25 protein-coding genes and 1 riboswitch are annotated in these 25,860 nt (G+C 74.2%); of the genes, 10 read left to right on the forward strand and 15 right to left on the reverse strand.

From position 1 onward, the window contains the following. Positions 1-84: 84 nt before the first annotated feature. Positions 85-1,311: an NAD(P)/FAD-dependent oxidoreductase gene (locus IE305_RS05435; protein WP_190128285.1), complete on the reverse strand. Its 1,227-nt coding sequence runs from the start codon at positions 1,309-1,311 to the stop codon at positions 85-87. Positions 1,312-1,459: 148 nt separating this feature from the next. Further along, positions 1,460-1,573, forward strand: a riboswitch (TPP riboswitch). Here IE305_RS05435 and thiO point away from each other — a divergent pair. From thiO to IE305_RS05460, 5 genes are all read left to right on the forward strand, one after another. Next, a complete protein-coding gene (thiO, locus tag IE305_RS05440; protein WP_190128286.1) occupies positions 1,570-2,805 on the forward strand; it encodes a glycine oxidase ThiO in 1,236 nt (411 codons plus the stop codon). (Overlaps the previous riboswitch by 4 nt.) Next, a complete protein-coding gene (gene thiS / locus IE305_RS05445) occupies positions 2,802-3,044 on the forward strand; it encodes a sulfur carrier protein ThiS (RefSeq protein ID WP_190128287.1) in 243 nt (80 codons plus the stop codon). The genes thiO and thiS overlap by 4 nt, the downstream gene beginning before the upstream one ends. A gap of 8 nt (positions 3,045-3,052) precedes the next feature. Continuing rightward, positions 3,053-3,856 (forward strand): thiazole synthase, encoded by an 804-nt coding sequence (locus IE305_RS05450; protein ID WP_190128288.1) that lies wholly within the window; start codon positions 3,053-3,055, stop codon positions 3,854-3,856. A gap of 102 nt (positions 3,857-3,958) precedes the next feature. Continuing rightward, positions 3,959-5,971, forward strand: coding sequence for a Stk1 family PASTA domain-containing Ser/Thr kinase (gene pknB, locus IE305_RS05455; protein ID WP_190128289.1), 2,013 nt, complete (start codon positions 3,959-3,961; stop codon positions 5,969-5,971). A 3-nt stretch (positions 5,972-5,974) separates the two neighbouring features. Next, positions 5,975-6,871 (forward strand): deoxyribonuclease IV, encoded by an 897-nt coding sequence (locus IE305_RS05460; RefSeq protein WP_190128290.1) that lies wholly within the window; start codon positions 5,975-5,977, stop codon positions 6,869-6,871. 17 nt (positions 6,872-6,888) lie between these two features. Here the strand turns inward: IE305_RS05460 and IE305_RS05465 are convergent, their stop codons facing one another. Then, positions 6,889-7,521, reverse strand: coding sequence for a sulfite oxidase-like oxidoreductase (locus tag IE305_RS05465; protein ID WP_190128291.1), 633 nt, complete (start codon positions 7,519-7,521; stop codon positions 6,889-6,891). 162 nt (positions 7,522-7,683) lie between these two features. Between IE305_RS05465 and bfr the strand changes: the two genes are divergently transcribed. Then, positions 7,684-8,172 carry a bacterioferritin gene (gene bfr, locus IE305_RS05470; RefSeq protein ID WP_190128292.1) on the forward strand — a complete coding sequence of 163 codons (489 nt, stop codon included), beginning with the start codon at positions 7,684-7,686 and terminating at the stop codon, positions 8,170-8,172. 24 nt (positions 8,173-8,196) lie between these two features. Here bfr and IE305_RS05475 read toward each other — a convergent pair whose 3' ends face one another. Further along, entirely contained in the window at positions 8,197-8,409 is a 213-nt protein-coding gene (locus tag IE305_RS05475; protein WP_190128293.1) for a (2Fe-2S)-binding protein, read from the reverse strand. A gap of 150 nt (positions 8,410-8,559) precedes the next feature. Then, a complete protein-coding gene (locus IE305_RS05480; protein WP_190128294.1) occupies positions 8,560-9,909 on the reverse strand; it encodes a class II 3-deoxy-7-phosphoheptulonate synthase in 1,350 nt (449 codons plus the stop codon). Positions 9,910-10,278: 369 nt separating this feature from the next. On the opposite strand from IE305_RS05480, the gene IE305_RS05485 reads away from it, so the two are divergent. Continuing rightward, positions 10,279-12,213, forward strand: coding sequence for an anthranilate synthase family protein (locus IE305_RS05485; RefSeq protein ID WP_190128295.1), 1,935 nt, complete (start codon positions 10,279-10,281; stop codon positions 12,211-12,213). Between the two features lie 19 nt (positions 12,214-12,232). Here IE305_RS05485 and IE305_RS05490 read toward each other — a convergent pair whose 3' ends face one another. Genes IE305_RS05490 through IE305_RS05505 form a run of 4 tightly spaced genes read right to left on the reverse strand, consistent with a single transcriptional unit; the run spans position 12,233 to position 15,946 of the window. Further along, complete coding sequence (locus IE305_RS05490) at positions 12,233-13,264, reverse strand: 6-phosphofructokinase (RefSeq protein WP_190128296.1); 1,032 nt, start codon at positions 13,262-13,264, stop codon at positions 12,233-12,235. A 47-nt stretch (positions 13,265-13,311) separates the two neighbouring features. After that, the gene (locus IE305_RS05495) at positions 13,312-13,977 is read right to left on the reverse strand and encodes a response regulator (protein ID WP_190128297.1); all 666 of its coding nucleotides are present in this window, start codon (positions 13,975-13,977) and stop codon (positions 13,312-13,314) included. Continuing rightward, positions 13,974-15,188 carry a MacS family sensor histidine kinase gene (gene macS, locus IE305_RS05500; protein ID WP_229890609.1) on the reverse strand — a complete coding sequence of 405 codons (1,215 nt, stop codon included), beginning with the start codon at positions 15,186-15,188 and terminating at the stop codon, positions 13,974-13,976. Before macS ends, IE305_RS05495 begins: the two co-directional genes overlap by 4 nt. Before the next feature lie 8 nt (positions 15,189-15,196). Next, a complete protein-coding gene (locus IE305_RS05505; protein WP_190128298.1) occupies positions 15,197-15,946 on the reverse strand; it encodes a lysophospholipid acyltransferase family protein in 750 nt (249 codons plus the stop codon). 166 nt (positions 15,947-16,112) lie between these two features. Between IE305_RS05505 and IE305_RS05510 the strand changes: the two genes are divergently transcribed. Together IE305_RS05510 and IE305_RS05515 are read left to right on the forward strand one after the other, a co-directional pair. Continuing rightward, positions 16,113-16,892, forward strand: a complete 780-nt coding sequence (locus IE305_RS05510; RefSeq protein WP_190128299.1) for an alpha/beta hydrolase — start codon at positions 16,113-16,115, stop codon at positions 16,890-16,892. After that, positions 16,885-17,454, forward strand: coding sequence for a hypothetical protein (locus IE305_RS05515; RefSeq protein ID WP_190128300.1), 570 nt, complete (start codon positions 16,885-16,887; stop codon positions 17,452-17,454). The genes IE305_RS05510 and IE305_RS05515 overlap by 8 nt, the downstream gene beginning before the upstream one ends. Positions 17,455-17,500: 46 nt before the next feature. On the opposite strand, the gene IE305_RS05520 is transcribed toward IE305_RS05515, so the two are convergent. The 6 genes from IE305_RS05520 to IE305_RS05545 form a co-directional block, all read right to left on the reverse strand. Further along, positions 17,501-18,256, reverse strand: a complete 756-nt coding sequence (locus tag IE305_RS05520) for an endonuclease/exonuclease/phosphatase family protein (RefSeq protein ID WP_229890610.1) — start codon at positions 18,254-18,256, stop codon at positions 17,501-17,503. 50 nt (positions 18,257-18,306) lie between these two features. Next, positions 18,307-19,248 (reverse strand): ROK family glucokinase, encoded by a 942-nt coding sequence (locus IE305_RS05525; RefSeq protein WP_190128301.1) that lies wholly within the window; start codon positions 19,246-19,248, stop codon positions 18,307-18,309. Positions 19,249-19,340: 92 nt separating this feature from the next. Next, a complete protein-coding gene (locus IE305_RS05530; RefSeq protein WP_190128302.1) occupies positions 19,341-19,886 on the reverse strand; it encodes a DUF5304 family protein in 546 nt (181 codons plus the stop codon). A 123-nt stretch (positions 19,887-20,009) separates the two neighbouring features. Beyond that, entirely contained in the window at positions 20,010-21,230 is a 1,221-nt protein-coding gene (locus IE305_RS05535) for an ArsA family ATPase (protein ID WP_190128303.1), read from the reverse strand. 41 nt (positions 21,231-21,271) lie between these two features. Further along, positions 21,272-21,718, reverse strand: a complete 447-nt coding sequence (locus tag IE305_RS05540) for an SRPBCC family protein (RefSeq protein WP_190128304.1) — start codon at positions 21,716-21,718, stop codon at positions 21,272-21,274. A gap of 70 nt (positions 21,719-21,788) precedes the next feature. Continuing rightward, positions 21,789-22,550 carry a metallophosphoesterase family protein gene (locus tag IE305_RS05545; protein WP_190128305.1) on the reverse strand — a complete coding sequence of 254 codons (762 nt, stop codon included), beginning with the start codon at positions 22,548-22,550 and terminating at the stop codon, positions 21,789-21,791. A 280-nt stretch (positions 22,551-22,830) separates the two neighbouring features. Here IE305_RS05545 and IE305_RS05550 point away from each other — a divergent pair, with 280 nt between their 5' ends. Continuing rightward, positions 22,831-24,651: an AMP-dependent synthetase/ligase gene (locus IE305_RS05550; protein ID WP_190128306.1), complete on the forward strand. Its 1,821-nt coding sequence runs from the start codon at positions 22,831-22,833 to the stop codon at positions 24,649-24,651. A 51-nt stretch (positions 24,652-24,702) separates the two neighbouring features. Here IE305_RS05550 and IE305_RS05555 read toward each other — a convergent pair whose 3' ends face one another. Then, a complete protein-coding gene (locus tag IE305_RS05555; protein WP_190128307.1) occupies positions 24,703-25,845 on the reverse strand; it encodes a glycosyltransferase family 4 protein in 1,143 nt (380 codons plus the stop codon). Positions 25,846-25,860: the final 15 nt, after the last annotated feature.

The following is a 25,860-nucleotide window of genomic DNA, read 5'->3' on the forward strand; positions in this document are numbered from 1 at the left end:
CAAGCCTGCCATCCGGGACTGACAGCCGGTAGCCGGGTTGACCCGAGCCGGGCCGGTGTGCCCCGCGCGGGTCACCCCACCGGCTCAGAGGACGGCGGCCTTCAGCGGTACGGAGGGGTCGGCGGCCCGGGTCCGGTCGAGGGCCGTGCCCTGCTCGATGAGCCTGCGGCCCTGCGCCAGGTCGCGCGGCCGGCCCACGGCCAGCAGGCCGCGCAGCACGCCCGAGCGGAGCCAGCACACCGACCAGGACGCGCCCTCGGGGTCGCCGCGCCACAGCAGCTCGTCGGCGTCCGCGTGGTGGCCGGCGTACTGCACGAACCGCCCGAACTGCTCGGACCAGAAGTAGGGCACCGGGTCGTAGACCGGGCCCTCCTCGGGGCCCAGCACGAGGTTCTGGGCGACGGTCCGCGGCCCCTGGAGGGCGTTGTCCCAGTGGTGGACGAGCAGCCGCCGGCCGAAGCGGGCGGAGGGGAAGGAGGCGCAGTCGCCGACCGCCCAGACGTCCGGCACGGACGTCCGCAGCCGCTCGTCGGCGGCCACCGAGCCGTCGGCGGCGAGCTCCACGCCGGAGCCGGCCAGCCAGCCGGTGGCGGGCCGGGCGCCCACGCCCACGACCACGGCGTCCGCCGGGAGGCGCGAGCCGTCGTCGAGCACCACGGCGCCCTCCGCCACGGAGGTCACCTTGGCGTGCGTCAGGAGGCGGGCGCCGGCCTGCTCGTACCAGCCGGCCATGTGCGCGGCGACCTCGGCGGGCAGGGCGCCGGCCAGCGGCCGGCCGGACGCCTCGACCACGGTGACGCGGCAGCCGGCCTCGCGGGCGGCGGTGGCGACCTCCGCGCCGATCCAGCCGGCGCCGACGGCCACCACGTCGCGCCCGGCGGCCAGCACCGGGCGCAGCCGTACGGCGTCGTCGAGGGTGCGCAGCACGTACACGCCGGGGACGTCCGCCGTGCCGGGCAGGGTGACGGGGTCGGCGCCGGTGGCGACGACCAGCACGTCGTAGGCGACGGGGCCGGCGGTGGTGTCGAGCAGGCGCTCGGCCGGGCGCAGGCCGGTGGCCTCGACGCCGAGCCGCAGGTCGATGTCCAGGGAGGCGAAGTCCACGTCGAAGGCGGCGCCCTCGGCCTTGCCGAGCAGCACGGCCTTGGACAGCGGCGGCCGGTCGTAGGGCGGGTGCGGCTCGGCGCCCAGCAGCACGATCGCGCCGGTCCAGCCCTGTTCGCGCAGGGCGACGGCGGTCTGCACGCCGGCCATGCCCGCGCCGGCGACGACCACGCGCCGCCCGGGGGAGGTCTTCGTCTGCTCGCTCACCCGGTCCACTGTAGGCGGCCGGGCCCCGGCCGCTCCGTCCCCGGGAGGAGACCTCTGACACAGCGTCACCGGTGTGGGGGTCCCCGGCCGCGGCACGGCGGCGCCGCCGCCTTCCGGCCGGTCCTCGGCGCGTACTAGGGTGGCCGGTGCAAGCACTCGCGGGAGCCCGGACGCACCGGGCTGAGAGGGAGGCTGGACGGCCTCCGACCGTACGAACCTGATCCGGGTCATGCCGGCGAAGGGAGGAGCGGGAAGCCCATGCCTGGGCGATCTGGCCCGGCCCACTGGGTCCGGGCGTTCCATCTGTGCGACGTCCTCGTCATCGGCGGCGGCGTCATCGGCCTGGTCACGGCCTGGCGCGCCGCCCAGCGCGGGCTGCGCGTGAGCGTGGCCGACCCGGCGCCGGGCGGTGGCGCGGCGCGGGTCGCGGCCGGGATGCTGGCCGCGGTCACCGAGCTGTACCACGGCGAGGAGCGGCTGCTGGCCCTCAACCTGGCCTCGGCACGCCGCTATCCGGCGTTCACCGCCGAGCTGGAGGAGACGACGGGCCTGTCGACGGGCTACCGCGCCTGCGGCACGCTCGCGGTGGCGCTGGACGCCGACGACCGGGAGTACCTGCGGCAGCTGCACGACCTCCAGCTGCGCTGCGGGCTGGAGCCGCACTGGCTGACGGGGCGCGAGTGCCGCCGGCTGGAGCCGATGCTCGCGCCGGGCGTGCGCGGCGGGCTGCGCGTGGACGGCGACCACCAGACCGACCCCCGGCGCCTGGCGCACGCGCTGCTCACGGCGTGCGAACAGGCGGGGGTGCGCTTCCTGCGCTCGGCCGTGGTGCGCGCGGAGCTGTCCGGGGACCGCATGACGGGCGCGGTGCTCGCCGACGGCACGGCGGTGACGGCCGGGCAGACGGTGCTGGCGGCGGGCAGCCGCAGCGGCCGCCTGGAGGGGCTGCCGGAGGACGTCCTGCCGCCGGTGCGGCCGGTGAAGGGGCAGATCCTGCGGCTGCGGGTGCCGCCCTCGTACGCGCCCTTCCTGTCCCGGACGGTACGGGCGGTGGTGCGCGGCGGCCACGTCTACCTGGTGCCGCGGGAGAACGGCGAGCTGGTGGTGGGCGCGACCAGCGAGGAGCTGGGCTGGGACACCACCGTCACCGCGGGCGGCGTCTACGAGCTGCTGCGCGACGCGCACGAGCTGGTGCCCGGCATCACCGAGCTGCCGCTGGTGGAGACGTGCGCGGGGCTGCGGCCCACGTCGCCCGACAACGGCCCGCTGCTCGGCCCGACGAGACTGCCGGGCCTGCTCGCGGCCACCGGCCACCACCGCAACGGCGTCCTGCTGGCGCCCCTGACGGGTGAGGTGATGGCGGAGGCGCTGACCACGGGAGAGCTGCCCGAGCAGGTCCGTCCGTTCTCGCCCCGGCGGTTCGCCGCCGGCTCCGAAGCCCCCGTCGTCCTGGCAGACCCCGACCCCCACGCACCCCAGGAGCAGTCCGTATGACCGGCAGCGACGTCAGCAACGTCCGTACCGATGTCACCGTCTCCATCAGCCTCAACGGCGAACGGCGCAGCATCCCCGCGGGGACGACCCTGGAGGGGCTCGTGGCGACGCTCACCACCGCCCCCGGCGGGGTGGCCGCCGCCGTCAACGAGGCCGTGGTGCCGCGCGGCGCATGGCCGCGCACCGCGCTCGCCGAGGGCGACCGCGTCGAGGTCCTCACCGCCGTGCAGGGAGGCTGATCCGCGCCATGGCAGACGACCTGCTCACCATTGCCGACACCACCTTCACCTCCCGCCTGATCATGGGGACGGGCGGTGCGCCCAGCCTGGAGGTCCTGGAGCGCGCCCTGCTCGCCTCCGGCACCGAGCTCACGACCGTCGCCATGCGGCGGCTGGACCCCGGCGTCCGCGGCTCGGTGCTGTCCGTGCTGGAGAAGCACGGCATCCGGGTGCTGCCCAACACGGCGGGCTGCTTCACCGCCGGCGAGGCGGTGCTCACCGCACGCCTGGCCCGCGAGGCGCTGGGCACCGACTGGGTGAAGCTGGAGGTCATCGCCGACGAGCGGACCCTGCTGCCGGACCCCGTCGAGCTGCTGGACGCCGCCGAGATCCTGGTCGACGACGGGTTCACGGTGCTGCCGTACACCAACGACGACCCGGTGCTGGCCCGGAAGCTGGAGGACGTGGGGTGCGCGGCGATCATGCCGCTGGGCTCGCCCATCGGCTCGGGCCTGGGCATCCGCAACCCGCACAACTTCCAGCTGATCACCGAGCGCGCGGGCGTGCCGGTGATCCTGGACGCCGGCGCGGGCACGGCCTCGGACGCGGCGCTGGCCATGGAGCTGGGCTGCGCCGCGGTGATGCTGGCCTCGGCGGTGACCCGGGCGCAGGAGCCGGTGATCATGGCGGAGGCGATGCGGCACGCGGTGGAGGCGGGCCGGCTGGCCCACCGGGCGGGCCGCATCCCGCGCCGCCACTTCGCCGAGGCGTCGTCGCCGGTGCAGGGCAGGGCGGTGTTCGACCCGGAACGTCCGGCCTTCACCGGTCCGTGAGGCGCGCCCCGGCCGGCCCGGCTGTCACTGTTCGGCTGCAGAAGGGCCGGGCGGGTGGCGGGGCCGGCCGGGGCGCCGGGACCCGCCCGTAAACTCGTCGCCGTGGACACCACCCTGCCGGACCCCCTGGTCGACCAGCTGCTGGACGGGCGCTACCGCGTCGAGGCGCGGATCGCCGTGGGCGGCATGGCCACGGTCTACCGGGCCCTGGACACCCGGCTCGACCGCATCCTCGCCCTGAAGGTGATGCACCCCTCCCTCGCCGCCGACGGCGCGTTCGTCGAGCGTTTCATCCGCGAGGCCAAGTCGGTGGCCCGGCTGGACCACCCGAACGTGGTGGGCGTGTTCGACCAGGGCACGGACGGCCACTACGTGTACCTGGCGATGGAGTACGTGGCGGGGTGCACGCTGCGCGACGTGCTGCGCGAGCGCGGGGCGCTGTCGCCGCGGGCCGCGCTGGACGTGGCCGAGCCGGTGCTCGCGGCCCTGGGGGCGGCGCACCGCGCGGGTCTGGTGCACCGCGACATGAAGCCGGAGAACGTCCTCATCGGGGACGACGGCCGGGTGAAGGTCGCCGACTTCGGCCTGGTGCGGGCGGTGGACACCGCCACCGGCACCAGCACGGGCGCGGTGCTGGGCACCGTCTCGTACCTGGCGCCGGAGCAGATCGAGCACGGCACGGCGGACACCCGCGCGGACGTGTACGCGTGCGGCGTGGTGCTGTACGAGATGCTCACGGGCGGCAAGCCGCACACCGGCGGCACCCCGGCGCAGGTGCTCTACCAGCACCTGCACGAGGACGTCCCGCCGCCGTCGGCGGCGGTGCCGGGGCTGGCGCCGGAGCTGGACGCGCTGGTGGCCGGTGCCACCGCGCGCGACCCGGAGCGGCGGCCGGTGGACGCGGCGGAGCTGCTGGGCCTGGTCCGGCAGGCCCGCGCGGCGCTGTCGGACGAGCAGCTGGACGCGGTGCCGCCGCACGCACGGGCCGGCGCCGCCGCCCTGGGCGTGCCGGCTGCGGCGGGCGTGGGCCCGGAGGACCGTACGAGTGTGATCCCGCGCCCGGTCGCCGTGGCGGGGCCGGCGCCGGCCGAGGACCTGGACCGTACGACGGTCCTGGACCGGGTGCCGGCCGCGCCCCCGCAGGGGCCGCCGGCCGCGCACCGGGACGCGGGCTTCGCGGACGGGCCCGGCGCGGGGGGCCGCGGCGGGTTCGCCGGGCGGCTGCCGCGGCGGCGCTGGATCGTCACGGCCGTGGCCGCCCTGCTGCTGGTGCTGGGCGGTGGCGCGGGGGTCTGGTACATCAACTCGGGCCAGTTCACTGCGGTGCCGGCGGTGCTGGACATGCCGCAGGAGAAGGCCGAGCAGGAGCTGGACAAGGCGGGCCTGGCGGTACGGACCACGGAGGCGTACAGCGACACGGTCGAGCGCGGCCACGTGCTGTCCACCGATCCGGAGCCGGGGCAGCGCATCCGCAGGAACGGCAAGGTGACGCTGACGGTCTCGCGCGGCCCGGAGAAGGCCGAGGTGCCCAACGTCACCGGCATGCCCTTCGACGAGGCCAAGCAGAAGATCGAGAAGGCGGGCCTGGCGGTCGGTGACGTCACGCGGCAGTTCAGCGACGAGACGCCGAAGGACGCCGTGCTGTCCACCGACCCGGCGCCGGGCTCCTCGCGCCGGCCGGGCACGTCGGTCGCGGTCGTCGTCAGCAAGGGCAGGCAGATCGCCGTGCCGGACGTGAGCGGCATGACCCCGGAGGCGGCGACGGCGGCGCTGGGCAAGCTGGGGCTGAAGGCCGAGGTCTCCGACACGCAGGTGTTCTCCACCCGGGACAAGGGCACGGTGGCGCAGCAGTCCCCGGCCGTCGGCACGAAGGCCGGGGAGGGCGACACGGTGTCGCTGACGCTGTCCAAGGGCCGGGAGATGGCCGCGGTCCCGGACGTCACCGGCCGCACCGAGGCCGACGCCAAGCAGGCGCTCCAGGCCGCGGGCTTCCAGGTGAAGGTGGAGCGGCCCTTCTTCTTCCCGCGCGACGCGGTGGAGAGCCAGTCGGTGCGCGGCGGCACGCAGGCGCCGAAGGGCGACACGATCGTCATCCGCATGAAGAGCGGGTTCTGAGGCATGAGCAGTACCGGTACGAGTGACGGCGCGCTGCGCAACCCCGTGGGCGGGCACATCCCCGTGGCCGGCGGCCTGGCCCGGGTGGGCCTGCCGTACGCGCGCACGATGGGCGCCGAGGCCGTCCAGGTCTTCGTGGCCAACCCGCGCGGCTGGGCCACGCCCGCGGGCGACCCGGCGCAGAGCGAGGCGTTCCGCGCGGCCTGTGCGGAGGAGGGCCTGCCGGTCTACGTGCACGCCCCCTACCTGATCAACTTCGGCTCGCACACGGCGGCGACGGTGGACCGGTCGGTGGAGTCGCTGCGGCACTCGCTGCGCCGGGGCCGGGAGATCGGGGCGCGCGGTGTGGTGGTGCACACCGGCTCGGCGACGGGCGGCCGGGACCGGGCGGCGGCACTGGCGCAGGTGCACGAGCGCCTGCTGCCGCTGCTGGCGGAGCTGGTGCACGACGACGACCCGGCGCTGCTGCTGGAGCCGACGGCCGGTCAGGGCGCGTCCTTGTGCTCGCTGGTCGAGGACCTGGGCCCGTACTTCGACGCGCTGGAGCACCACCCGCGGCTCGGGGTGTGCCTGGACACCTGCCACCTGTTCGCGGCCGGGCACGACCTGGCGGCGCCGGGCGGGGTGAAGCGGACGCTGGACGAGCTGGTGGACGTGGTCGGCGAGGGCCGGCTGGGGCTGATCCACGCCAACGACTCGAAGGACGTGGTGGGCGCCCACAAGGACCGGCACGAGAACATCGGCGCCGGGCACATCGGGGCGGAGCCGTTCGCCGAGCTGTTCTCGCACCCGGCGACCGAGGGCGTGCCGCTGACGATCGAGACGCCGGGCGGTACGGCGGGGCACGCGGCGGACGTGGCGCGGCTGAAGGCCCTGCGGGACGGCTGGCGGGACGGCTGAGGGGTCCTTGCCGGCGGCTACAGCTCGGGGCCCTCGCCGGGGTTCTCCTGGTAGGAGTAGCGCTGCTCGCGCCAGGGGTCACCGAGGTTGTGGTAGCCCCGCTCCTCCCAGAAGCCGCGGCGGTCGGCGGTCATGTACTCCACGCCGCGCACCCATTTGGGGCCCTTCCAGGCGTAGAGGTGCGGCACCACCAGGCGCACGGGGAAGCCGTGCTCGGCGGTGAGCATCTCGTCGTCCTTGTGGGTGGCGAAGATGGTGGTGTCGGCGGCGAAGTCGGCCAGCCGGAGGTTGGAGCTGAAGCCGTACTCGGCCCACACCATCACGTGCGTGACGCCGGGGGCCGGCGGCGCGAGCTCCAGGATCGTCCGGGCGGGCACGCCGCCCCACTCGGCACCCAGCACGCTGTACTTGGTCACGCAGTGCAGGTCGGCCACGACGGTGGCATACGGCAGGGCGCAGAACTCCTCGTGCCGCCAGGTGTGCTTGTCGCCGTCGGCGGTGGTCCCGAAGACCCGGAACTCCCAGCGGTCCGGCTTGAACCGCGGCACCGGGCCGTAGTGCGTCACCGGCCAGCCGCGCTGGATCCGCTGCCCCGGGGGCAGCGGGAGAGCGTCTCCTTCGCGGCTTTCGGTGTCTTTGGAGGGGCCCATGGCTCAATGGTGTCAGACGCTGCCGGATGGTGATGACCAGGGGTTCCCAGCCATCCCGGCAATCCGGGCACATCACACTAAGTGTGCACTTACTGGAACGTGCGCCATGCTGGTGCGAGGATGCGCGCGCAACCGCCGCACGCCCGGAAGGAGCCTCACGCGATGCAGGGCGATCCCGAGGTCATCGAGTTCCTCAACGAGCAGCTCACCGCCGAGCTGACCGCGATCAACCAGTACTTCCTGCACGCCAAGCTGCAGGAGCACCACGGCTGGACGAAGATCGCCTCGCACACCCGCGCCGAGTCGTTCGACGAGATGAGGCACGCGGAGACGCTGACGGACAGGATCATCTTCCTGGAGGCGCTCCCCAACTACCAGCGCCTGTTCCACGTGCGGGTCGGCCAGACGATCACGGAGATGTTCCAGGCGGACCGGCAGGTGGAGGTGGAGGCCATCGACCGGCTGCGGCGCGGTGTGGAGGTCATGCGCGCCAAGGGCGACATCACCTCGGCCAACATCTTCGAGGCGATCCTCGCCGACGAGGAGGACCACATCGACTACCTCGACACGCAGCTGGAGCTGATCGAGAAGCTGGGCGAGCCGCTCTACCTGGCCCAGTACATCGAGCAGGACAACGGCAACAGCGACTAGGCCACGGCGACCGGGCCACGGCGACTAGGCGGCCAGAACGCCGGCCCCGCCCCGGTCGGCCGCCTCGCGGCGCGGGCAGGCGTCCCGGCCGAGGAGCTGCTGGATACGGCGCACACAGCTGCCGCAGTCGGTGCCCGCCTTGCAGGCCGAGGCTATCTTGCGGGGCGTGCACGCCCCGTTGCCGGCGTGCTCGCGCACCTGCTGCTCCGTGATGCCGAAGCACGAGCAGACGTACACGCCGTCACCGCCTTGCCGGCCCGGGGGCCGAGTCGATCAATAAGGTAACCCTTACCTTACCGGTCACGGTGGCCGAAAAACAACGCCGTGGGGCGCGCATCACCCGGATGCGCGCCCCACGGCGTGGACATATACGGACAACTGCCGGTGCTACTGGTCCCGGTACATCTCCGCGACCAGGAACGCCAGGTCCAGCGACTGGCTGCGGTTCAGGCGCGGGTCGCACGCGGTCTCGTACCGCTGGTGCAGGTCGTCGACGAAGATCTCGTCGCCGCCGCCCACGCACTCGGTGACGTCGTCACCGGTCAGCTCCACGTGGATGCCGCCCGGGTGGGTGCCCAGGCCCTTGTGCACCTCGAAGAAGCCCTTGACCTCGTCGAGCACGTCGTCGAAGCGGCGGGTCTTGTGGCCCGAGGCCGCCTCGAAGGTGTTGCCGTGCATCGGGTCGCAGACCCACGCCACCTGGGCGCCGGAGGCCGTGACCTTCTCCACCAGGGTGGGCAGCCGGTCGCGGATCTTGTCGGCACCCATCCGGGTGATGAAGGTGAGGCGGCCCGGCTCGCGCTCGGGGTCCAGGCGCTCGATGAGCGTCAGCGCCTCCTCGGGCGTCGTCGTCGGACCGAGCTTCACCCCGATGGGGTTGCGGATCTTCGACACGAACTCGATGTGCGCCCCGTCCAGCTGCCGGGTGCGCTCACCGATCCACACCATGTGGCCCGAGACGTCGTAGAGCCGGCCGGTGCGCGAGTCGACGCGGGTCAGCGCCGACTCGTAGTCCAGGATCAGCGCCTCGTGCGAGGAGAAGAACTCCACCGTCCGGAACTCCTCCGGGTCCACCCCGCAGGCGTTCATGAAGTTCAGCGCCCGGTCGATCTCCCGGGCCAGCTGCTCGTAGCGCTGCCCGGAGGGCGAGGAGCGGACGAAGTCCTGGTTCCAGGCGTGCACCTGGCGCAGGTCGGCGTAGCCACCGGTGGTGAAGGCACGCACCAGGTTCAGCGTGGACGCCGACGCGTGGTACATGCGCTTCAGCCGCTGCGGGTCCGGGGTACGGGCCTCGGGCGTGAAGGCGAAGCCGTTCACCGAGTCGCCGCGGTAGGTCGGCAGGGTCACGCCGTCGCGGGTCTCGGTCGGCTTCGAGCGCGGCTTGCTGTACTGGCCGGCGATGCGGCCGACCTTGACCACCGGCACCTGGCCGGCGTAGGTCAGCACCGCGCCCATCTGGAGGAGCGTCTTCAGCTTGTTGCGGATCTGGTCGGCGCCGACCGCGTCGAACGCCTCGGCGCAGTCACCGCCCTGGAGCAGGAACGCCTCACCACGGGCGACGGCTCCCAGGCGCTGGCGCAGCTGGTCGCACTCGCCCGCGAAGACGAGCGGCGGATAGGACTCGAGCTCGGCGATCACATCGCGCAGAGCCTCGTGGTCCGGCCATTCGGGCTGCTGCGCCGCGGGCAGGGAGCGCCAGGTGTTGCCACCGGCGTGGATGTCAGCGTTCACGGTCACGCCCTCAACATTACGGGGTCGCCACCGCCGCCCCGGCGGCCCGACCGGAATATGAGACAAAACACGAGACAATTTCCGGGCGGGTGACGGTGGACGGCCAAGTGGCGGACGCGAACCGTACGGATGCGGAGGAGCCGGGAAATCCCGGGCGCCCGCCGCCCGGGTGCGGTACTGTGCCACGCATGTACGTGCTCGCCGACTGCAAGCAGAACTGGTGGTGGACCGCTCCCCGGGCGGCCCACTGATCGCGCGTACCACCGACCGCGAAGGCCGCCCCGAGGGGCGGCCTTCGGTCCACCCGACGGGTGAAACCGGCAACGAAGGGCCGTTCCTCCTCCGGCACACACGCCAGGAAGGAACACCCCACCGATGACCGTCACCGCGACCGACCTCCTCGCCCGCCTGACCGCGCCCAGCGGCCCGGCCGCCCCGCCGTTCGCCCTGCTGCACCGCCGCACCCCGGGCCGGGCCGGCGACACCGTCGAGCTGCTCACCGGCCCCGTACGGGAGTACGAGCGCCTCACCGACATCCCGCTGCCGGCCGGCCCGCCCGCCCACGGCGGCCCCGCCCACGACGCGCTGGCGCTCGTCCCCTTCCGCCAGATCCGCGAGCGCGGCTTCGACGTCCGCGACGACGGCACCCCGCTGCTCGCCCTGCACCCCGACGAGGCCCACGAGCTGCCGCTGGACGAGATGCTCGCCGCCCTCCCGGACCACGAGGTGCGCGTCGAGGGCGGCGCGTTCGACCTGGCCGACGACGCGTACGCGGACATCGTCCGGCGCGTCGTCGAACACGAGATCGGCACCGGCGAGGGCGCCAACTTCGTCGTGCGGCGCACCTTCGAGGGCGAGATCCACGGCTTCGGCCCGGCCGACGCCCTCGCCCTCTTCCGGCGGCTCCTCGCCGGCGAGCGCGGCGCGTACTGGACGTACGTGGTGCACACCGGCGACCGCACCCTCGTCGGGGCCAGCCCCGAGGTGCACGTGCGCATGGCCGGCGGCACGGTCGTGATGAACCCCATCAGCGGCACCTACCGCTACCCCGCCGCCGGCCCCTCCGCCGACGGCCTGCTGACCTTCCTCCACGACCGCAAGGAGGTCGAGGAGCTGTCCATGGTCGTGGACGAGGAGCTGAAGATGATGTGCACGGTCGGCGACCGCGGCGGCGTCGTCGTCGGCCCCCGGCTGCGCGAGATGGCGCACCTCGCCCACACCGAGTACGAGCTGCGCGGCCGCTCCTCGCTGGACGTGCGGGACGTGCTGCGCGAGACGATGTTCGCGGCGACGGTCACCGGCTCGCCCGTGCAGAACGCCTGCCGCGTCATCGAGCGGTACGAGCCGCGCGGCCGGGGCTACTACGCCGGTGCGCTGGCCCTGCTGGGCCGCGACGCCGGCGGCGCGCAGACCCTCGACTCGCCGATCCTCATCCGCACCGCCGACATCGACCGGCGCGGCCTGCTGCGGGTGGGCGTGGGCGCCACGCTCGTGCGCCGCTCCGACCCGCGCGCGGAGGTCGCCGAGACGCACGCCAAGGCGGCCGGCGTCCTCGCCGCGCTGGGCGTGCGCCCGGGCCCCGTACGCCCGGCGGGCGCCCCGCCCGTACGCCTCGGCGACGACCCCCGGGTACGCGCCGCGCTGGACGCCCGCCGCGCGGACCTGGCCCCCTTCTGGCTCCGGATGCACGCCGGCGGCCCGGCCGCCGCGCCCATGAACGGTCACGCGTTCGTGGTGGACGGCGAGGACACGTTCACCGCGATGCTCGCGCACCTGCTGCGGATGTCGGGCCTCACGGTGACGGTGCGCCGCTACGACGATCCCGGGCTGCGGTCCGCGGTGCTGGGCCATGCCGGCCCGGTGGTGCTGGGCCCCGGGCCCGGCAACCCGTCGGACGCGTCCGGCCCCAAGATGCGGGTGCTGCGCGGACTGGCGGCGGATCTGCTGGCCGGGCACCGGCACGGGGTGCTGGGGGTGTGCCTGGGGCACGAGCTGATCGCGGCGGAGCTGGGGCTGGAGATCGTCCGCAAGGACGTGCCGTTCCAGGGGGCGCAGGAGCGGATCGACTTCTTCGGGAGGGAGGAGACGGTGGGCTTCTACAACACGTTTGCTGCGCGGTGCGATGCGGGGGCGGTGGGTGAGCTGGCGCTCCACGGGGTGGAGGTGAGCCGCGACGTCTCGACCGGCGAGGTCCACGGTCTCCGCGGGCCGGGCTTCGCGGGCGTCCAGTTCCACCCGGAATCGGTGCTGACGCTGAACGGCCCCGCCATCGTGGCGGAGCTCCTCAGCCGGGCGGTGGCCCGCGCCTGACGGCGCGGGCCGGTGGCGCTCAGCCGAAGAAGACCTTGGCCTCCTCGTACAGAGACATCGGCACCGTCTTCAGGCTCGCCGTCGCCTCGCGCAGCGGTACGCGGACGACGTCCGTGCCGCGGAGGGCGACCATCTTCCCGTAGTCGCCCTCCCGCACGGCGTCGATCGCGTGCAGCCCGAACCGCGTCGCCAGCCACCGGTCGAACGCGCTGGGCGTGCCGCCGCGCTGGACGTGGCCCAGGACCGTCGTGCGGGCCTCCTTGCCCGTGCGCTTCTCGATCTCCTTGGCCAGCCACTCCCCCACGCCCGACAGCCGGACGTGCCCGAAGGCGTCCAGCGTCTGCGGGTCCTTGAGCACCAGCTCGCCGTCGCGCGGCATCGCGCCCTCCGCGACGACGACGATGGGCGCGTAGCTGGCGCGGAAGCGGGAGGTCACCCAGGCGCAGACCTCGTCGACGTCGAAGCGCTGCTCGGGGACGAGGATGACGTTGGCGCCGCCGGCCAGGCCGGAGTGGAGTGCGATCCAGCCGGCGTGCCGGCCCATGACCTCGACGACGAGCACCCGCATGTGCGACTCGGCGGTCGTGTGCAGGCGGTCGATGGCCTCGGTGGCGATGCCGACGGCGGTGTCGAAGCCGAAGGTGTAGTCCGTGGCGGACAGGTCGTTGTCGATGGTCTTGGGCACGCCGACGCACCGGACGCCGTGCTCCTCGGCGAGCCGGGCGGCCACGCCCAGCGTGTCCTCGCCGCCGATGGCGATCAGCGCGTCGATCCCCTGCTGCTCCAGCGTGCCGGTGATGCGCTCCACCCCGTCCCGTTCCCGGAAGGGGTTGGTGCGGGAGGAGCCGAGGATCGTGCCGCCGCGCGGCAGGATGCCGCGCACCTGCGGGATGCCCAGCGGTACGGCGCGCCCCTCCAGCACGCCGCGCCAGCCGTCCCGGAAGCCGGTGAAGCCGTAGTCGTGGTCCTGGACGCCCTTGCGGACGACCGCGCGGATGACCGCGTTGAGGCCGGGGCAGTCGCCTCCGCCGGTCAGCACTCCGATCCGCATGACACCTTCCCTCCCGCCCGGACGACGCGCGCCCGGCCGCGGCAGGGTCAGGCGTCGTCGAGACCTCGCTCTATCGCGTAGCGGACGAGCTCCACGCGGTTGTGCAGCTGGAGCTTGCCCAAGGTGTTCTGCACATGGTTCTGCACCGTGCGGTGGGAAATAACCAGCCGTTCCGCGATCTGCTTGTACGACAAGCCCTTGGCGACCAGGCGGAGGACCTCCTTCTCCCGGTCGGTGAGCCGCGGCGTCCTGTCGTCCTCGGCCGCGGCCGGCGCCGGGTCGGCGGCCAGCCGGCGGTACTCGCCGAGGACCAGCCCGGCCAGGCCGGGGGTGAAGACGGGGTCGCCGGCGGCGGTGCGGCGTACGGCGTCGAGGAGCTCGCCGGTGCTGGCGGACTTCACCAGGTAGCCGGTGGCGCCGGACTTCACGGCCTCCAGCACGTCGGCGTGCTCGCCGCTGGCGGAGAGCACGAGGACGCGCAGGGCGGGGTTGTCGGCCACGACCTCCTTGCAGACGGCCGCGCCGGGCAGGCCGGGCAGGTTGAGGTCGAGGACCAGCACGTCGGGTGCGGTGGCCTTGGCGCGGCGCACGGCCTGCGGGCCGTCGCCGGCGGTGGCCACCACCTCGTAGCCGTTCTCGGCCAGGTCGCGGGCGACGGCGTCCCGCCACATCGGGTGGTCGTCGACCACCATCACCTTCACGACGTCGGTCATGCGCTCCCCCGGGGAATTCTCAGTTCGACCTCCGTGCCCTGGCCGGGCACGGACATCAGCTCGGCGCTGCCGCCCAGGTCGCGCAGGCGGCCGCGGATGGACAGGGCGACGCCCATGCGGCCCTCGCGCTCGGCGTCCGCGAGGCGGCCCTCGGGGATGCCGGGGCCGTCGTCCCGCACGGTGACGATCACCTCGTCCGGTTCGTCCTCGACCAGCACCCAGGCCCGGGCGTCCGGGCCGGCGTGCCGGTCGACATTGTCCAGGGCGGCGCCGACGGCGGCCGCGAGTTCCGCGGCCCGTGCCGCCTCCAGCAGGACGGGCGTGCCGGGCGCGGAGAGGGTCACGGCGGACCCGGCGTACGGCGACAGCAGCGCGCGCAGGTCGCAGGGGCCCTCCGGCGGGGCGTCCGCCGGTACGGCCGGCGCCCGGAGGACGTCCTGCGCCTCCTCCTCGGCGGAGCGCCGCTGCCGCACCAGGCCGCCGGCGACCAGGGTGCGCAGCGCGATCTCCTGCTCGCCGGCCAGCCGGCCCAGCTCGGCGGCCTCGCCGCCCAGCGCGGCACCGCGCCGCTGCACCATGGCCAGGACCTGGAGGACGCTGTCGTGGATGTCGCGGGCGAGCCGCTCGCGTTCGCGGGTGGCGGCCTCGATGCGCAGGGCGCGGGCGAGGGTGCGCTCGCTGGCGCGGGCGACCTCGACGATGTAGCCGATGGCGATGCTGGAGACCCACACCAGGACGACGTTGTGCACGGTGTCGCGGGCGGGGCCGCCGCGCTCGGCGAGGTTGGCGACGGCCACCAGCGTGGAGCCGACCGCCGCCCACCGCCAGCCGGACTTGATGGCCAGGCCCAGTACCGCGCCGCCGGCCCAGATGGACGGCAGGGTCGCCGAGCCTCCGGCGATGCGCTCGGGGGTGTCCACCGCGGCGGTGAGCAGGATGCCGGTGAGCGCGATCGTCAGGTCGGCGGCCAGGAACGGCTTGGTGCAGCGCTCGGCGGAGGTCACCCGGTTCCAGGTCGCCAGCGTCCATACGGTGAGGACGCCCATGTAGAGGGCGGCGCCGAGGGGGTGGGCGTACTCCCGCCGGTTGAGCAGGAAGAGCGCGAGGGCGTAGCCGAGGGTGAGGATGCGGTAGCCGGCCAGGGCGCGCCAGAGGGGCAGCTCGACCGACATCCGCACCGCGCGGGGCTTCCGCCCGGTGCTCCGGTTCATCCGGTCGCCTACTTCTCGGTGGCGTCCAGGCCGGCGGACTTGGCCGCCTTCTCCTCCTCGGCCTTCCGCTTCGCCTCCTCGGCGATCTGCCGCTTGGCGGCGGTGGCGTAGATGTCGACGTACTCCTGGCCGGAGAGCTTCATGATCTCGTACATGACCTCGTCGGTCACGGAGCGGAGGATGAAGCGGTCGTTGTCCATGCCGTGGTAGCGGCTGAAGTCCAGGGGCTTGCCGATGCGGATGCCCGGCCGCATGAGCTTGGGCACGACCTTGCCCGGGGGCTGGATCTTCTCCGTGTCGATCATCGCCACCGGGATCACCGGGGCGCCCGTGGCCAGGGCGACGCGCGCGAGGCCGCCGGGCTTGCCGCGGTAGAGGCGGCCGTCGGGCGAGCGGGTGCCCTCGGGGTAGATGCCGAAGAGTTCACCGCGCTCCAGGACCTCGATGCCGCTCTTGATGGCGGCCTCGCCGGCGCCACGGGCGCCGGAGCGGTCCACCGGGAGCTGGCCGACGCCCTTGAAGAAGGCGGCCGTCAGCTTGCCCTTGACGCCGGGGGAGGTGAAGTACTCCTGCTTGGCGATGAACGTGATCTTCCGGTCCAGGACCGCGGGCAGGAAGAAGGAGTCCGAGAAGGACAGATGGTTGCTCGCCAGGATCGCCGGCCCCTCGGCGGGGACGTTCTCCAGGCCCTCCACCCACGGCCGGAAGGCAAGCTTCAGCGACCCGCCGATGGACAGCTTCATTGCGCCGTAGAACAACCGACAACCTCCTGTGTGTGACGAGGAGACCTTAACCTGCCTACCCGCCGTGCGGCGCTCCGCGTAGGCTGAGGGCCGTAGGCCCGGAGGTCCCGCCTTCCGTCGTCGCCCTTCGTCGCCGCCTTCCGTCGTCCCGCTGTTCCGCACCCACCGATCGGAGATCCCGGTGCAGCTCCTCCCCGGAGCCGAGCCGTTCCGCCACGACGGCGGAGAGGTCGGCGTCCTCGTGTGCCACGGCTTCACCGGCTCGCCGCAGTCCGTCCGCCCCTGGGCCGATTATCTCGCGGAACGGGGGCTGACCGTCTCGCTCCCGCTGCTGCCCGGCCACGGCACGCGCTGGCAGGACATGGCGGTCACGGGCTGGCAGGACTGGTACGCGGAGGTCGACCGCGAGCTGTGGGCGCTGCGCGAGCGCTGCTCGGAGGTCTTCGTGTGCGGGCTGTCCATGGGCGGCGCGCTCACGCTGCGGCTGGCGGCCCGGCACGGCACCGCGGTCTCCGGCATCGTGCTGGTCAATCCGGCCAACAAGGTGCACGGCGTGGCGGCGCGGGCGCTGCCGGTGCTGCGCCACCTGATGCCGTCCACCAAGGGCATCGCCAGCGACATCGCGCTCCCCGGTGCCGTCGAGGTCGGCTACGACCGTGTGCCGCTGCACAGCGCGCACTCCTTCCGGCGCTTCCTGCGCATGCTGGACGCCGAACTGCCCCAGGTGACCCAGCCGTTGCTGCTGATGCACAGCCCCCAGGACCATGTGGTGCCGCCGGCCGACTCGGCCCGCATCCTCTCCCGTGTCTCCTCCCTCGACGTCACCGAGCGGCTGCTGGAGCGCAGCTATCACGTGGCGACGCTCGACCACGACGCGGAGACGGTCTTCGAGGAGACGTACGCGTTCATCGGCCGGCTGTCGAAGGGCCTGGCCGAGCTGGGGACGGCCCCCGGTGGCTGAGCGCGACGCGGACCGCGACCGGGACAAGGACCGGGAGGAGGGCCGCGAGCCGCTGGACGAGGAGCGGGCCTGGGCCGAGCTGGTGGCCGCCTACGGCGAGCAGCCGGACCCGGAGAAGGGCCGCTGGCCGGCCACGGGCGACCTGGCCGAGCCCACCGCGCCGGCCGCCACGCCCGCGGCACCCGCCGCCTCCGCCCCGGCCGACGCCGCCACGCCCGCGCGGCGGGCCGAGGAGCGGACTCCCGGGCGCGAGGACGACGCGAAGGGCCCGGACGGCCGGGACGCTGCGGACGCCCCGGACTTCCCTGACGACGAGGGTCACTTCGTGCCGCCGGAGCCGCCGCCGCTGCCGGCCGGTGACGTGACGTCGCGGTTCGCGTGGATCGCGGTGCTGGGCGGCCCGTTGCTGCTGCTGGTGATGGTGCTGTTGCAGCAGGAGCTGACGTGGTGGATGACCACGGTGGGGGTCGGCGGTTTCCTGGGCGGCTTCGCCACGCTGGTGCTGCGGATGAAGGACGACGACGAGGACGACGACGACCCGGGCCGCGGCGCCGTGGTCTGACCCCGCCGGCCGTCGCTGCCCGGCCCCGTAGGACCCGTGAGGCCCGTCAGGCGCCGATGCGCAGGGCCGCCAGGACCGGCAGATGGTCGGTGGCGGCGCGCAGGTCGGCCTCGGCCACCCCGCGCAGCCCCATCGGCACCCCGCACCCCAGCACCTCGACGCCCCGGGTGGCGAACACCGCGTCGATGCGCTTCTCGGGGTCGCCCAGCCGCGTGGTGTTCTCCCGCCCCCAGGGCCGGACGGCCCAGCCGTCCTGGAGCTCCGCGGCGAGCAGGCCGAACGTACGGCCCTCGGGCCGGTCGTTGAGGTCGCCGGCCACCACGCCGTGCGGCACGCCCAGCGCCGCCAGGTGGTCCAGCACCAGCCGGCCCTGGCCGTACCGCTCCTCGTCGTTGATGCTGAGATGACAGCTGACGACGCCCAGCCGGGCGCCGCCGAACCGCAGCACGGCCGTTGCCAGGCCGCGCTGGTGCAGGCCGGGGCGGCGCGGCAGCAGGACGTCCTCGGCGTGCTCCACGTGGGCGCGGAGCGAGGTGAGGACGGCCGGCCCGGAGGTGGTGGCGCCGCCGGTGACGTGCACGAGGTCCACCTCGTGGGCCAGCCGGGCCAGCTTCTTGCGCCAGCGGAAGAACCGGGGCGCCTCCTGGACGCACACGACGTCGGGCGCACAGGCCCGGATCACCCGGCCCAGCGCCGCGACGTCGTCCCGCAGCGAGCGGACGTTGTAACTCAGGACCCGTACCACCGCCGAGCCGTCCGGCCCGGTGCGCGAGGCCGGGAGGTCCGGCAGCTCCTTCACCACGACGTCCCTCCCTGCTCCTCGGTGCTCCTCAGCGGTCCCCGGTGCCGGTGTCAGCCCTGCCGGGCCAGGTCGGCCGCGCCCACGAGGCCGGCCCGGCCGCCGAGCTGGGCGGCGAGGACCTGGGCGTGCGGCCGCCAGCGGCCGCCGACCAGCCAGCGCCGGAACGACTTGCGGATCGGGTCCAGGACCAGGTCGCCCTCGTCGGAGACGCCGCCGCCGACGATGAACGCCGAGGGGTCGAAGAGGGAGGCCAGGTCGGCCAGGCCGGCGCCGGCCCAGCGGGCCAGCTCGCGGAAGGAGTCGATGGCCACCGGGTCGCCCTGGCGGGCGGCGTCGCTGATGTGCTTGCCCTCGATGCCCTCGGGGGTGCCGTCACCCAGGCCCAGCAGGACCGCGGCGTTCTCCGGGGTGGCCTGCGCGCGCTGCCGGGCGTACCGGACGAGGGCGCGGCCGGAGGCGTACTGCTCCCAGCAGCCCTGGCTGCCGCAGCCGCACAGCAGGCCGTCGGGGACGACGCGGATGTGGCCGAACTCGGCGGCCACGCCGAAGCGGCCGCGGTGCAGCTTGCCGCCGATGATGATGCCGCCGCCCAGGCCGGTGCCCAGGGTGATGCAGACGACGTCGTCGTGGCCCTGGCCGGCGCCGAAGCGGTACTCGCCCCAGGCCGCGGCGTTGGCGTCGTTCTCCACGACCACCGGGAGGCCGACGCGCTGCTCGACCTTGTCCTTGAGCGCCTCGTGGCGCCAGTTGATGTTGGGCGCGAACAGCACCGTGGCGCGCTTGTCGTCGACGTAGCCGGCGGCACCGATGCCCACGGCGTCGACCTCGAAGCCCTCGCTGACGGTCCGCACGGCGTCCGCGATGGCGTCGACGACGCCCTCCGGGGTGCCCGGGGTCGGCACCTTGCACGTCGCGAGGATCGAGCCCTCTTCGTCGACCACGCCGGCCGCGATCTTCGTGCCGCCGATGTCGACGCCGATGGTGAGTCCCATGTGTCCCTCAGATTTCCGCTCGAACCCCGCCGGGACCAACCGTACCGGAGACGGGAGGGCGCCCACGCCGGGCCGGTCAAGGGCCCGGGGCGTCAGTCGAGGTCGATGTGCTCGCTGCCGCCGGCCGGCCGGTCCTTGCCATTACTGGTGCCGTTACCGGTGCCGTTACCGGTGCCGTTACCGGTGCCGTTGCCGGTGCTGTCGGCGCCGGGGTCCGCCGGTCTCGCCGGCCCGTCCTCGCCGTGGGCGCCGCGGGCGGGCTCGTCGCGGGTCCAGCGGGCCTCCTGCCGGTGCACGGCGGCCCGGTAGGCGGCCAGCAGCTCGGAGCCGGCGGAGGCGAGGTGGCCGAAGACCTCGGGGTTGCGCTCGATGACGGGCTGGGCCGCCGCGCGGGCCCGGTCGACGACCTGGCGTACGGCGTCCTGCGCGGCCGCGCCGGCCAGCGGCAGCTGGAGGGCGGAGACCTTCTCGGCCACGGCGTCGACGAGCTTGCGCAGCTCCTCGGCGGCGGTGCCGGGCTGTTCGTCCCGCTGGTGGCGCCGGGCGTTCTCGGCGGCCAGGTCCTCGGCGCAGGCGCGGGCCCAGGCGTCGGGATCGGGCGCCGGGCCGGGGCCGGGGCGCTCGGTGGCTTCGCTCATGTCGGACTCCTGCGGACCGTTTTTCGTCTCCCTGGGCTTCTCTCCGACGTTACCGGAACGCCTTCCGTCCGTTGAGGGCCGAGGGCGTGCCCGGGAGGTGCTCAGAGGCCGCTCACAAGCTGCTCACGAGTTGCGGGGCCACAGGTCCGGGTCGGGCGTGAAGCGGATCCGCAGCTCGCCCTCGCGCAGCCCGGCGCCGGAGACGGTGCAGCGGCGCAGCGCGGACGGCAGGGGCAGGACGCGGCGGAAGGGGCCGGTGGAGACGACGAGTTCGTCGCCGCGGCGGACCAGGCCCAGGGTCTCCCGGCCGGCGCCGGGCAGGGGTATCCGCCACACGAGGATGCCGTCGGTGCTGCGGTGGTCCTCGACGGGCCAGTCGGGGGCGGGCGCGGCCTCGGCGGGCAGGGTGGCGCCGGCGGCCAGGGCCGCGAGGTCCTGGGGGCCGCGGGGGGCACGGCCGAGGTGGGGCAGTTCGCGGACGGTGATGCCGTCGGCGAGGTACTCCTCGCACAGGTCCTTGTGCGCGGTGCGCTGGGCGTCGACGAGGGCGGCGAGGAAGGCGTCGGGCGAGGTGCCGGGCAGCAGCCGGTTGGCGACGAGGGCGTCGATGCGGCAGCGGTGCAGGGCGAGGCCGGCGCGGACGGTGCGCAGGGTGTCCGCCGCCAGGGGGCCGGGTTCGGCGACCAGGCGGACGGTGGTGCCGTCGGCGTTCAGGATCTCCTCGACGGCGGTGAGCTCCGCCTGCCAGCGCTCGGCGGTCTCGTAGAGCCGCTGGGCGGGCAGGGGGACGCCGGCGAGTTGGGCGAGCATGGGGCGCAGGGCGCGGGCGGCCTGTCGTTCGGGGGGCAGCAGGCGGCGCAGGTAGCGGCGGAGCTGTTCGGGCAGGCCGAGGAGGCGCACGGTGTCGTGGGCGGGCGGCATGTCGACGACGAGCAGGCCGGCCGGGGCGTCGGTGTGCGCGGCGCGGAGCGCGGCGAGGAGGGCGAGGTGTTCGGCGCCGGGGAGTTCGGTGAGCTCCTCGGGGTCGAGGGGGGCGGCACCGAGGAGGTCGAAGAGGGAGGTGCCGCGGCTCTGGAGGTCGGCGGCGACGGCGCGGAAGTGCTCGCCGGTGGCGACGCGCGCGGCCCACAGGCCGGGGGCGGCCTCGACGGGCGGCGCCCACGGGGTGCGGGCGTCGCCGCCGGCGGCGGTGAGGGGGGTGCCGAGCACGGCGTCGGGCACGGGGCCGCGGTCGGTGGTGAGGAGCAGCACGCGGTGGCCGGCGCGGGCGGCGGCCAGCGCCGTGGCCGCCGCGACGGTGGTGCGGCCCGCGCCGCCGGGACCGGTGACGAGGACCGTACGCAAGGGGGGAGCCTCCGGCTGGTGGTTCTGGGGGGTGGGGAGGCTCAGGAGGCGGTGCCCTCGACGCGCTTCTTGAGGCCGTCGAGGGCGCGGTCGATGATGACCTTCTCCGCCTTGCGCTTGATCATCCCGAGCATGGGGATCTTGACGTCGACGGTGAGCTGGTAGGTGACCTCGGTCTGCGCGCCGCCGGCGAGGGGCCGGAGGCTGTAGGAGCCGTCGAGCTGCCGCAGCATCTGGGACTTGACCAGGGACCAGGCGACGACGCCCTCCTCCGGCCAGCTGTAGGCGAGGGTGTGGTCGTCCTTGATCGCGCCGGCGTCGAGGACGAGGCGCACCTCGGAGGCGCGGCCCTGCTCGTCGCGCTGGAGGACCTCGGCCTGCTTGACCTCGCCGGTCCACTCCGGGTAGCGGTCGAAGTCGGCGATCACCGACATCACCTCGGCCGGCGTGGCCTCGATCGTGATGCTCGAGCTGGTGTGTTCCGCCATCTGCGGGGCTCCTCCGTACCGGTCCGTCGGCCTGGGTTGTCTGCCGCTGAAGGCTACCTCGCGCCGCGCGTCACCACTCCAGCACCCAGGGTGCGGATGTGGAGGCGAAGTGGCCGACATTGACGCATTCCGTCGCGCCGATGCGCATGCGGCGGGCCAGCGGCTGGTGGACGTGGCCGAAGAGGGCGTAGCGGGGGCGGACGGCGTGGATGGCGTCCAGCAGGGCGGCGCTGCCGCGCTCGAAGCGGCGGGCGACGGTGTCGTAGCAGAGTTCGGGCACGTCGGGCGGGATGTGGGAGCAGAGCACGTCGACCTCGCCCAGGGCGGCGATCTTGGCGGCGTACGTCTCGTGGTCGACCTCGTAGGGGCCGCGCAGCGGGGAGGGGAGGCCGCCGCCGACGAAGCCGAAGACGAGGCCGCCGATCTCGACGCGCTCGCCGTCGAGGACGGTGACGCCGTCGTGGGCGTATTCCGGCCAGAGCGGGGGCACGTCCACGTTGCCGTAGGTGGCGTAGGTGGGGGTGGGGAAGGCGGCGAAGAGCTCGGCGTACTGCTTGCGGACGGCCTGGTCGACGGCGGAGGCGCGGTCGACGCCGGCCCACAGGGCGCGGGAGAGCTCGCGGGCCTCGTCGTAGCGGCGGGCGGTGCGCAGCTCGACGATGCGGTCGGCGGCCTCGACGCCGAAGAGCTCGGGGAAGATGCCGCGGGAGTGGTCGGCGTAGTCCAGGAAGAGCACCAGGTCACCCAGGCAGACCAGGGCGTCGGCGCCGTCCCCGGCCCGTGCCAGTCCCTCGGCGTTCCCGTGTACGTCACTGACCACATGCACTCGCATACGGATCACCCTAGGTGCTGCGGCGGGACCTCCGGAAGGGCCCCGACCTGCGGTTACTTCCGGGTCACCGGGGCGAGGGGCTAGGGTTCGGGGAGCAGTCCCGTGGCATGTGACGCGCAGAACATCTGGGCGTGACCCTCTGTTCGAAATCTGTACTGGTGGGTAACGTCCGGGCTCGTCCCACCCCGCTGACGATCCACATGCCCGATACATGGACCGCAGCCGACGCAGCGCCCCTCGACGACGCGGCGGCGCCGGCGCCCGACGAGGAGCAGCAGTCTTGCGCGAGTTCAGCCTTCCGGCCCTTTACGAGGTCCCTGCCGAGGGCAACCTGACGGATCTCATCCGCCGGAACGCCTCGGTCCACCCCGATGTGGCCGTCATCGGGCGCAAGACCCCGCAGGGCGGCTGGGAGGATGTGACCGCGGCCGGCTTCCTCGCCGAGGTGCGGGCCGCGGCCAAGGGCCTGATGGCCTCGGGCGTCCGGCCGGGCGACCGCGTGGGCCTGCTGTCGCGCACCCGCTACGAGTGGGGGCTGCTGGACTTCGCGATCTGGAGCGCGGGCGCGGTCACCGTGCCGGTGTACGAGACGAGCTCGCCCGAGCAGATCCAGTGGATCCTCGGCGACTCCGGTGCCGTGGCGTGCCTGGTGGAGACCGCCGCGCACGAGGAGGCCGTGGAGTCCGTACGGGACCGGCTGCCGGAGCTGGCGCACGTCTGGCGCATCGAGGAGACCGGCGGCGACGCCGCCACCTCGGCCGTCGAGCGGCTCCGCGAGGCCGGGCGGGACGTCACCGACGAGGAGGTCGACGCGCGCAGCTCGCTGGCCACCGCCGACTCCCCCGCCACCATCGTCTACACCTCCGGCACCACCGGCCGGCCCAAGGGCTGCGTGCTCACCCACCGCAGCTTCTTCGCCGAGTGCGGCAACGCCGTCGAGCGGCTCAAGCCGCTGTTCAACACCGGCGACTCGTCCGTCCTGCTGTTCCTGCCCGCCGCGCACGTCTTCGGCCGGCTGGTGGAGGTCGCCGCGGTGCTGGCGCCCATCAAGCTGGGCATGGTCGGCGACATCAAGAACCTCACCGACGACCTCCAGGGCTTCCGGCCCACGCTGATCCTCGGCGTGCCGCGCGTCTTCGAGAAGGTCTACAACGGCGCCCGGGCCAAGGCCCAGGCGGACGGCAAGGGCAAGATCTTCGACAAGGCGGCGGAGACCGCCATCGCCTACAGCCGCGCCCTCGACGACCCGGCCGGCCCGTCCTTCGGCCTGCGCATCAAGCACAAGGTCTTCGACAGGCTCGTCTACAGCAAGCTGCGGGCGGTCCTCGGCGGCCGCGCCACCCACGCCATCTCCGGGGGCGCCCCGCTGGGCGAGCGTCTCGGCCACTTCTACCGCGGCATCGGCCTCACGGTCCTGGAGGGCTACGGCCTCACCGAGTCGTGCGCGGCCACCGCGTTCAACCCCGTGGAGCGGCAGAAGATGGGCACGGTCGGGCAGCCGCTGCCCGGCTCGGTGGTGCGCATCGCCGACGACGGCGAGGTGCTGCTGCACGGCGAGCACCTGTTCTCCGGCTACTGGAACAACGACGCCGCCACCGCCGACGCGCTGTCCGACGGCTGGTTCCACACCGGCGACCTCGGCACCCTCGACGAGGACGGCTACCTGCGCATCACCGGCCGCAAGAAGGAGATCATCGTCACGGCCGGCGGCAAGAACGTCGCCCCCGCCGTCATCGAGGACCGCATCCGGGCGCACGCCCTGGTCGCCGAGTGCATGGTGGTCGGCGACGGCCGCCCCTTCGTCGGCGCGCTCGTCACCCTCGACGAGGACTTCCTGCCGCGCTGGCTGGAGCGGAACGGCAAGCCGGCCGGGCTCACGCCCGCCGAGCTGACGGACGACCCGGAGCTGCTGGCCGAGGTGCAGAAGGCCGTCGACGACGGCAACGCGGCCGTGTCCAAGGCCGAGTCGGTGCGGAAGTTCCGCATCCTGCCGGGCCAGTTCACGGAGGCCTCCGGCCACGTCACGCCGTCGCTGAAGCTCAAGCGGAACGTGGTCGCCAAGGACTTCGCGGACGAGATCGAGGCGATCTACCACGGCTGACGCCCGGGGGCCGCGGCCCCCGGACCCCGCGCCGCGGCACGGCGGCGCGGGCTACAGCAGCTCCCGCAGGCGGTCGGCCAGCAGGTCCCACCGCCACCGCTCCTCCACCCACTCGCGCCCCCGCGCACCCATGCGCTCGCGCAGCTCCGGGTCGCGCAGCAGCGCCACCACGCGGTCCGCGGTCTCCGCCGCGGAACCGCCGCGCACCACGTACCCCGTCTCCCCCTGGAGCACCGCGTCCGGGGCGCCGCCCGAGTCGCCCGCCACCACCGGCAGGCCCGTGGCCGACGCCTCCAGGTAGACGATGCCGAGGCCCTCCACGTCCAGCCCGCCGCGCCGGGTCCGGCACGGCATCGCGAAGACGTCGCCCGCGCCGTAGTACGCGGGCAGCTCCTCCCATCCCACCGGGCCGGTGAAGCGCACCGCGTGCGCCACCCCCGTGGTGTCGGCCAGCTTCGCCAGGTCCGCGGCGTACGGGCCACCGCCCACGACCAGCAGCACCGCGTCCGGCACCGCCGCGAGCACCCGCGGCATGGCCTCGATCAGCGTGTCCTGCCCCTTGCGCGGCACCAGCCGCGAGACGCACACCACCACCGGCCGGTCCGCCAGGCCCAGCTTCGCCCGCAGCTCCACGCCGCCCGAGTCCGGGTGGAAGGTCTTCTCGTCCACGCCCGGCGGCAGTTGCACCATGCGCGCCGCCGCGGCCGGCGTCAGCGCCGACGCGATCCGCGACCGCGTGTACTCACCCAGATAGGTGATGGTGTCCACGCCCTCGCCGATGCGCCGCAGCAGCTGCCGCGCCGCCGGCAGCTGCGCCCAGCCCGCCTCGTGCCCGTGCGTCGTCGCCACGATCCGCCGGGCGCCGGCGCGCCGCAGCGCGGGCGCCATCAGGCCGAGCGGCGCGGCCGCACCGAACCAGACGGACTCGCAGCCGTGCTCGCGCAGCAGCGCCGTCGCACGGGCCGTCACCCGCGGGGTGGGCAGCAGCATCGTGGTGCGGTCGCGCACCACCGTGAACGGCTGCTCCGCGTCGAACCGGGCCGTGGCCGCGGCTCCCTCCGCGCCCCGCTTCCACGTCGAGGCGTAGACGACGATCTCGGCCGGATCCAGCCGCAGCGCCATGTTGTGCAGGAATGCCTGGATGCCCCCTGGGCGGGGCGGGAAGTCGTTGGTCACGATGAGGGTCTTGTGCATCGCCGCCGACAGTAC

This window comes from Streptomyces mashuensis (genome assembly GCF_014654785.1).
Lineage (GTDB): Bacteria > Actinomycetota > Actinomycetes > Streptomycetales > Streptomycetaceae > Streptomyces > Streptomyces mashuensis.

Coding starts and splice junctions, on each gene's coding strand:
- thiO (WP_190128286.1), top strand. CDS start 1,570: ATGCCTGGGCGATCTGGCCCGGCCCACTGGGTCCGGGCGTTCCATCTG.
- thiS (WP_190128287.1), top strand. CDS start 2,802: ATGACCGGCAGCGACGTCAGCAACGTCCGTACCGATGTCACCGTCTCC.
- IE305_RS05450 (WP_190128288.1), top strand. CDS start 3,053: ATGGCAGACGACCTGCTCACCATTGCCGACACCACCTTCACCTCCCGC.
- IE305_RS05460 (WP_190128290.1), top strand. CDS start 5,975: ATGAGCAGTACCGGTACGAGTGACGGCGCGCTGCGCAACCCCGTGGGC.
- IE305_RS05465 (WP_190128291.1), bottom strand. CDS start 7,521: ATGGGCCCCTCCAAAGACACCGAAAGCCGCGAAGGAGACGCTCTCCCG.
- bfr (WP_190128292.1), top strand. CDS start 7,684: ATGCAGGGCGATCCCGAGGTCATCGAGTTCCTCAACGAGCAGCTCACC.
- IE305_RS05485 (WP_190128295.1), top strand. CDS start 10,279: ATGACCGTCACCGCGACCGACCTCCTCGCCCGCCTGACCGCGCCCAGC.
- IE305_RS05490 (WP_190128296.1), bottom strand. CDS start 13,264: ATGCGGATCGGAGTGCTGACCGGCGGAGGCGACTGCCCCGGCCTCAAC.
- IE305_RS05495 (WP_190128297.1), bottom strand. CDS start 13,977: ATGACCGACGTCGTGAAGGTGATGGTGGTCGACGACCACCCGATGTGG.
- macS (WP_229890609.1), bottom strand. CDS start 15,188: ATGAACCGGAGCACCGGGCGGAAGCCCCGCGCGGTGCGGATGTCGGTC.
- IE305_RS05525 (WP_190128301.1), bottom strand. CDS start 19,248: ATGGGACTCACCATCGGCGTCGACATCGGCGGCACGAAGATCGCGGCC.
- IE305_RS05530 (WP_190128302.1), bottom strand. CDS start 19,886: ATGAGCGAAGCCACCGAGCGCCCCGGCCCCGGCCCGGCGCCCGATCCC.
- IE305_RS05540 (WP_190128304.1), bottom strand. CDS start 21,718: ATGGCGGAACACACCAGCTCGAGCATCACGATCGAGGCCACGCCGGCC.
- IE305_RS05545 (WP_190128305.1), bottom strand. CDS start 22,550: ATGCGAGTGCATGTGGTCAGTGACGTACACGGGAACGCCGAGGGACTG.
- IE305_RS05555 (WP_190128307.1), bottom strand. CDS start 25,845: ATGCACAAGACCCTCATCGTGACCAACGACTTCCCGCCCCGCCCAGGG.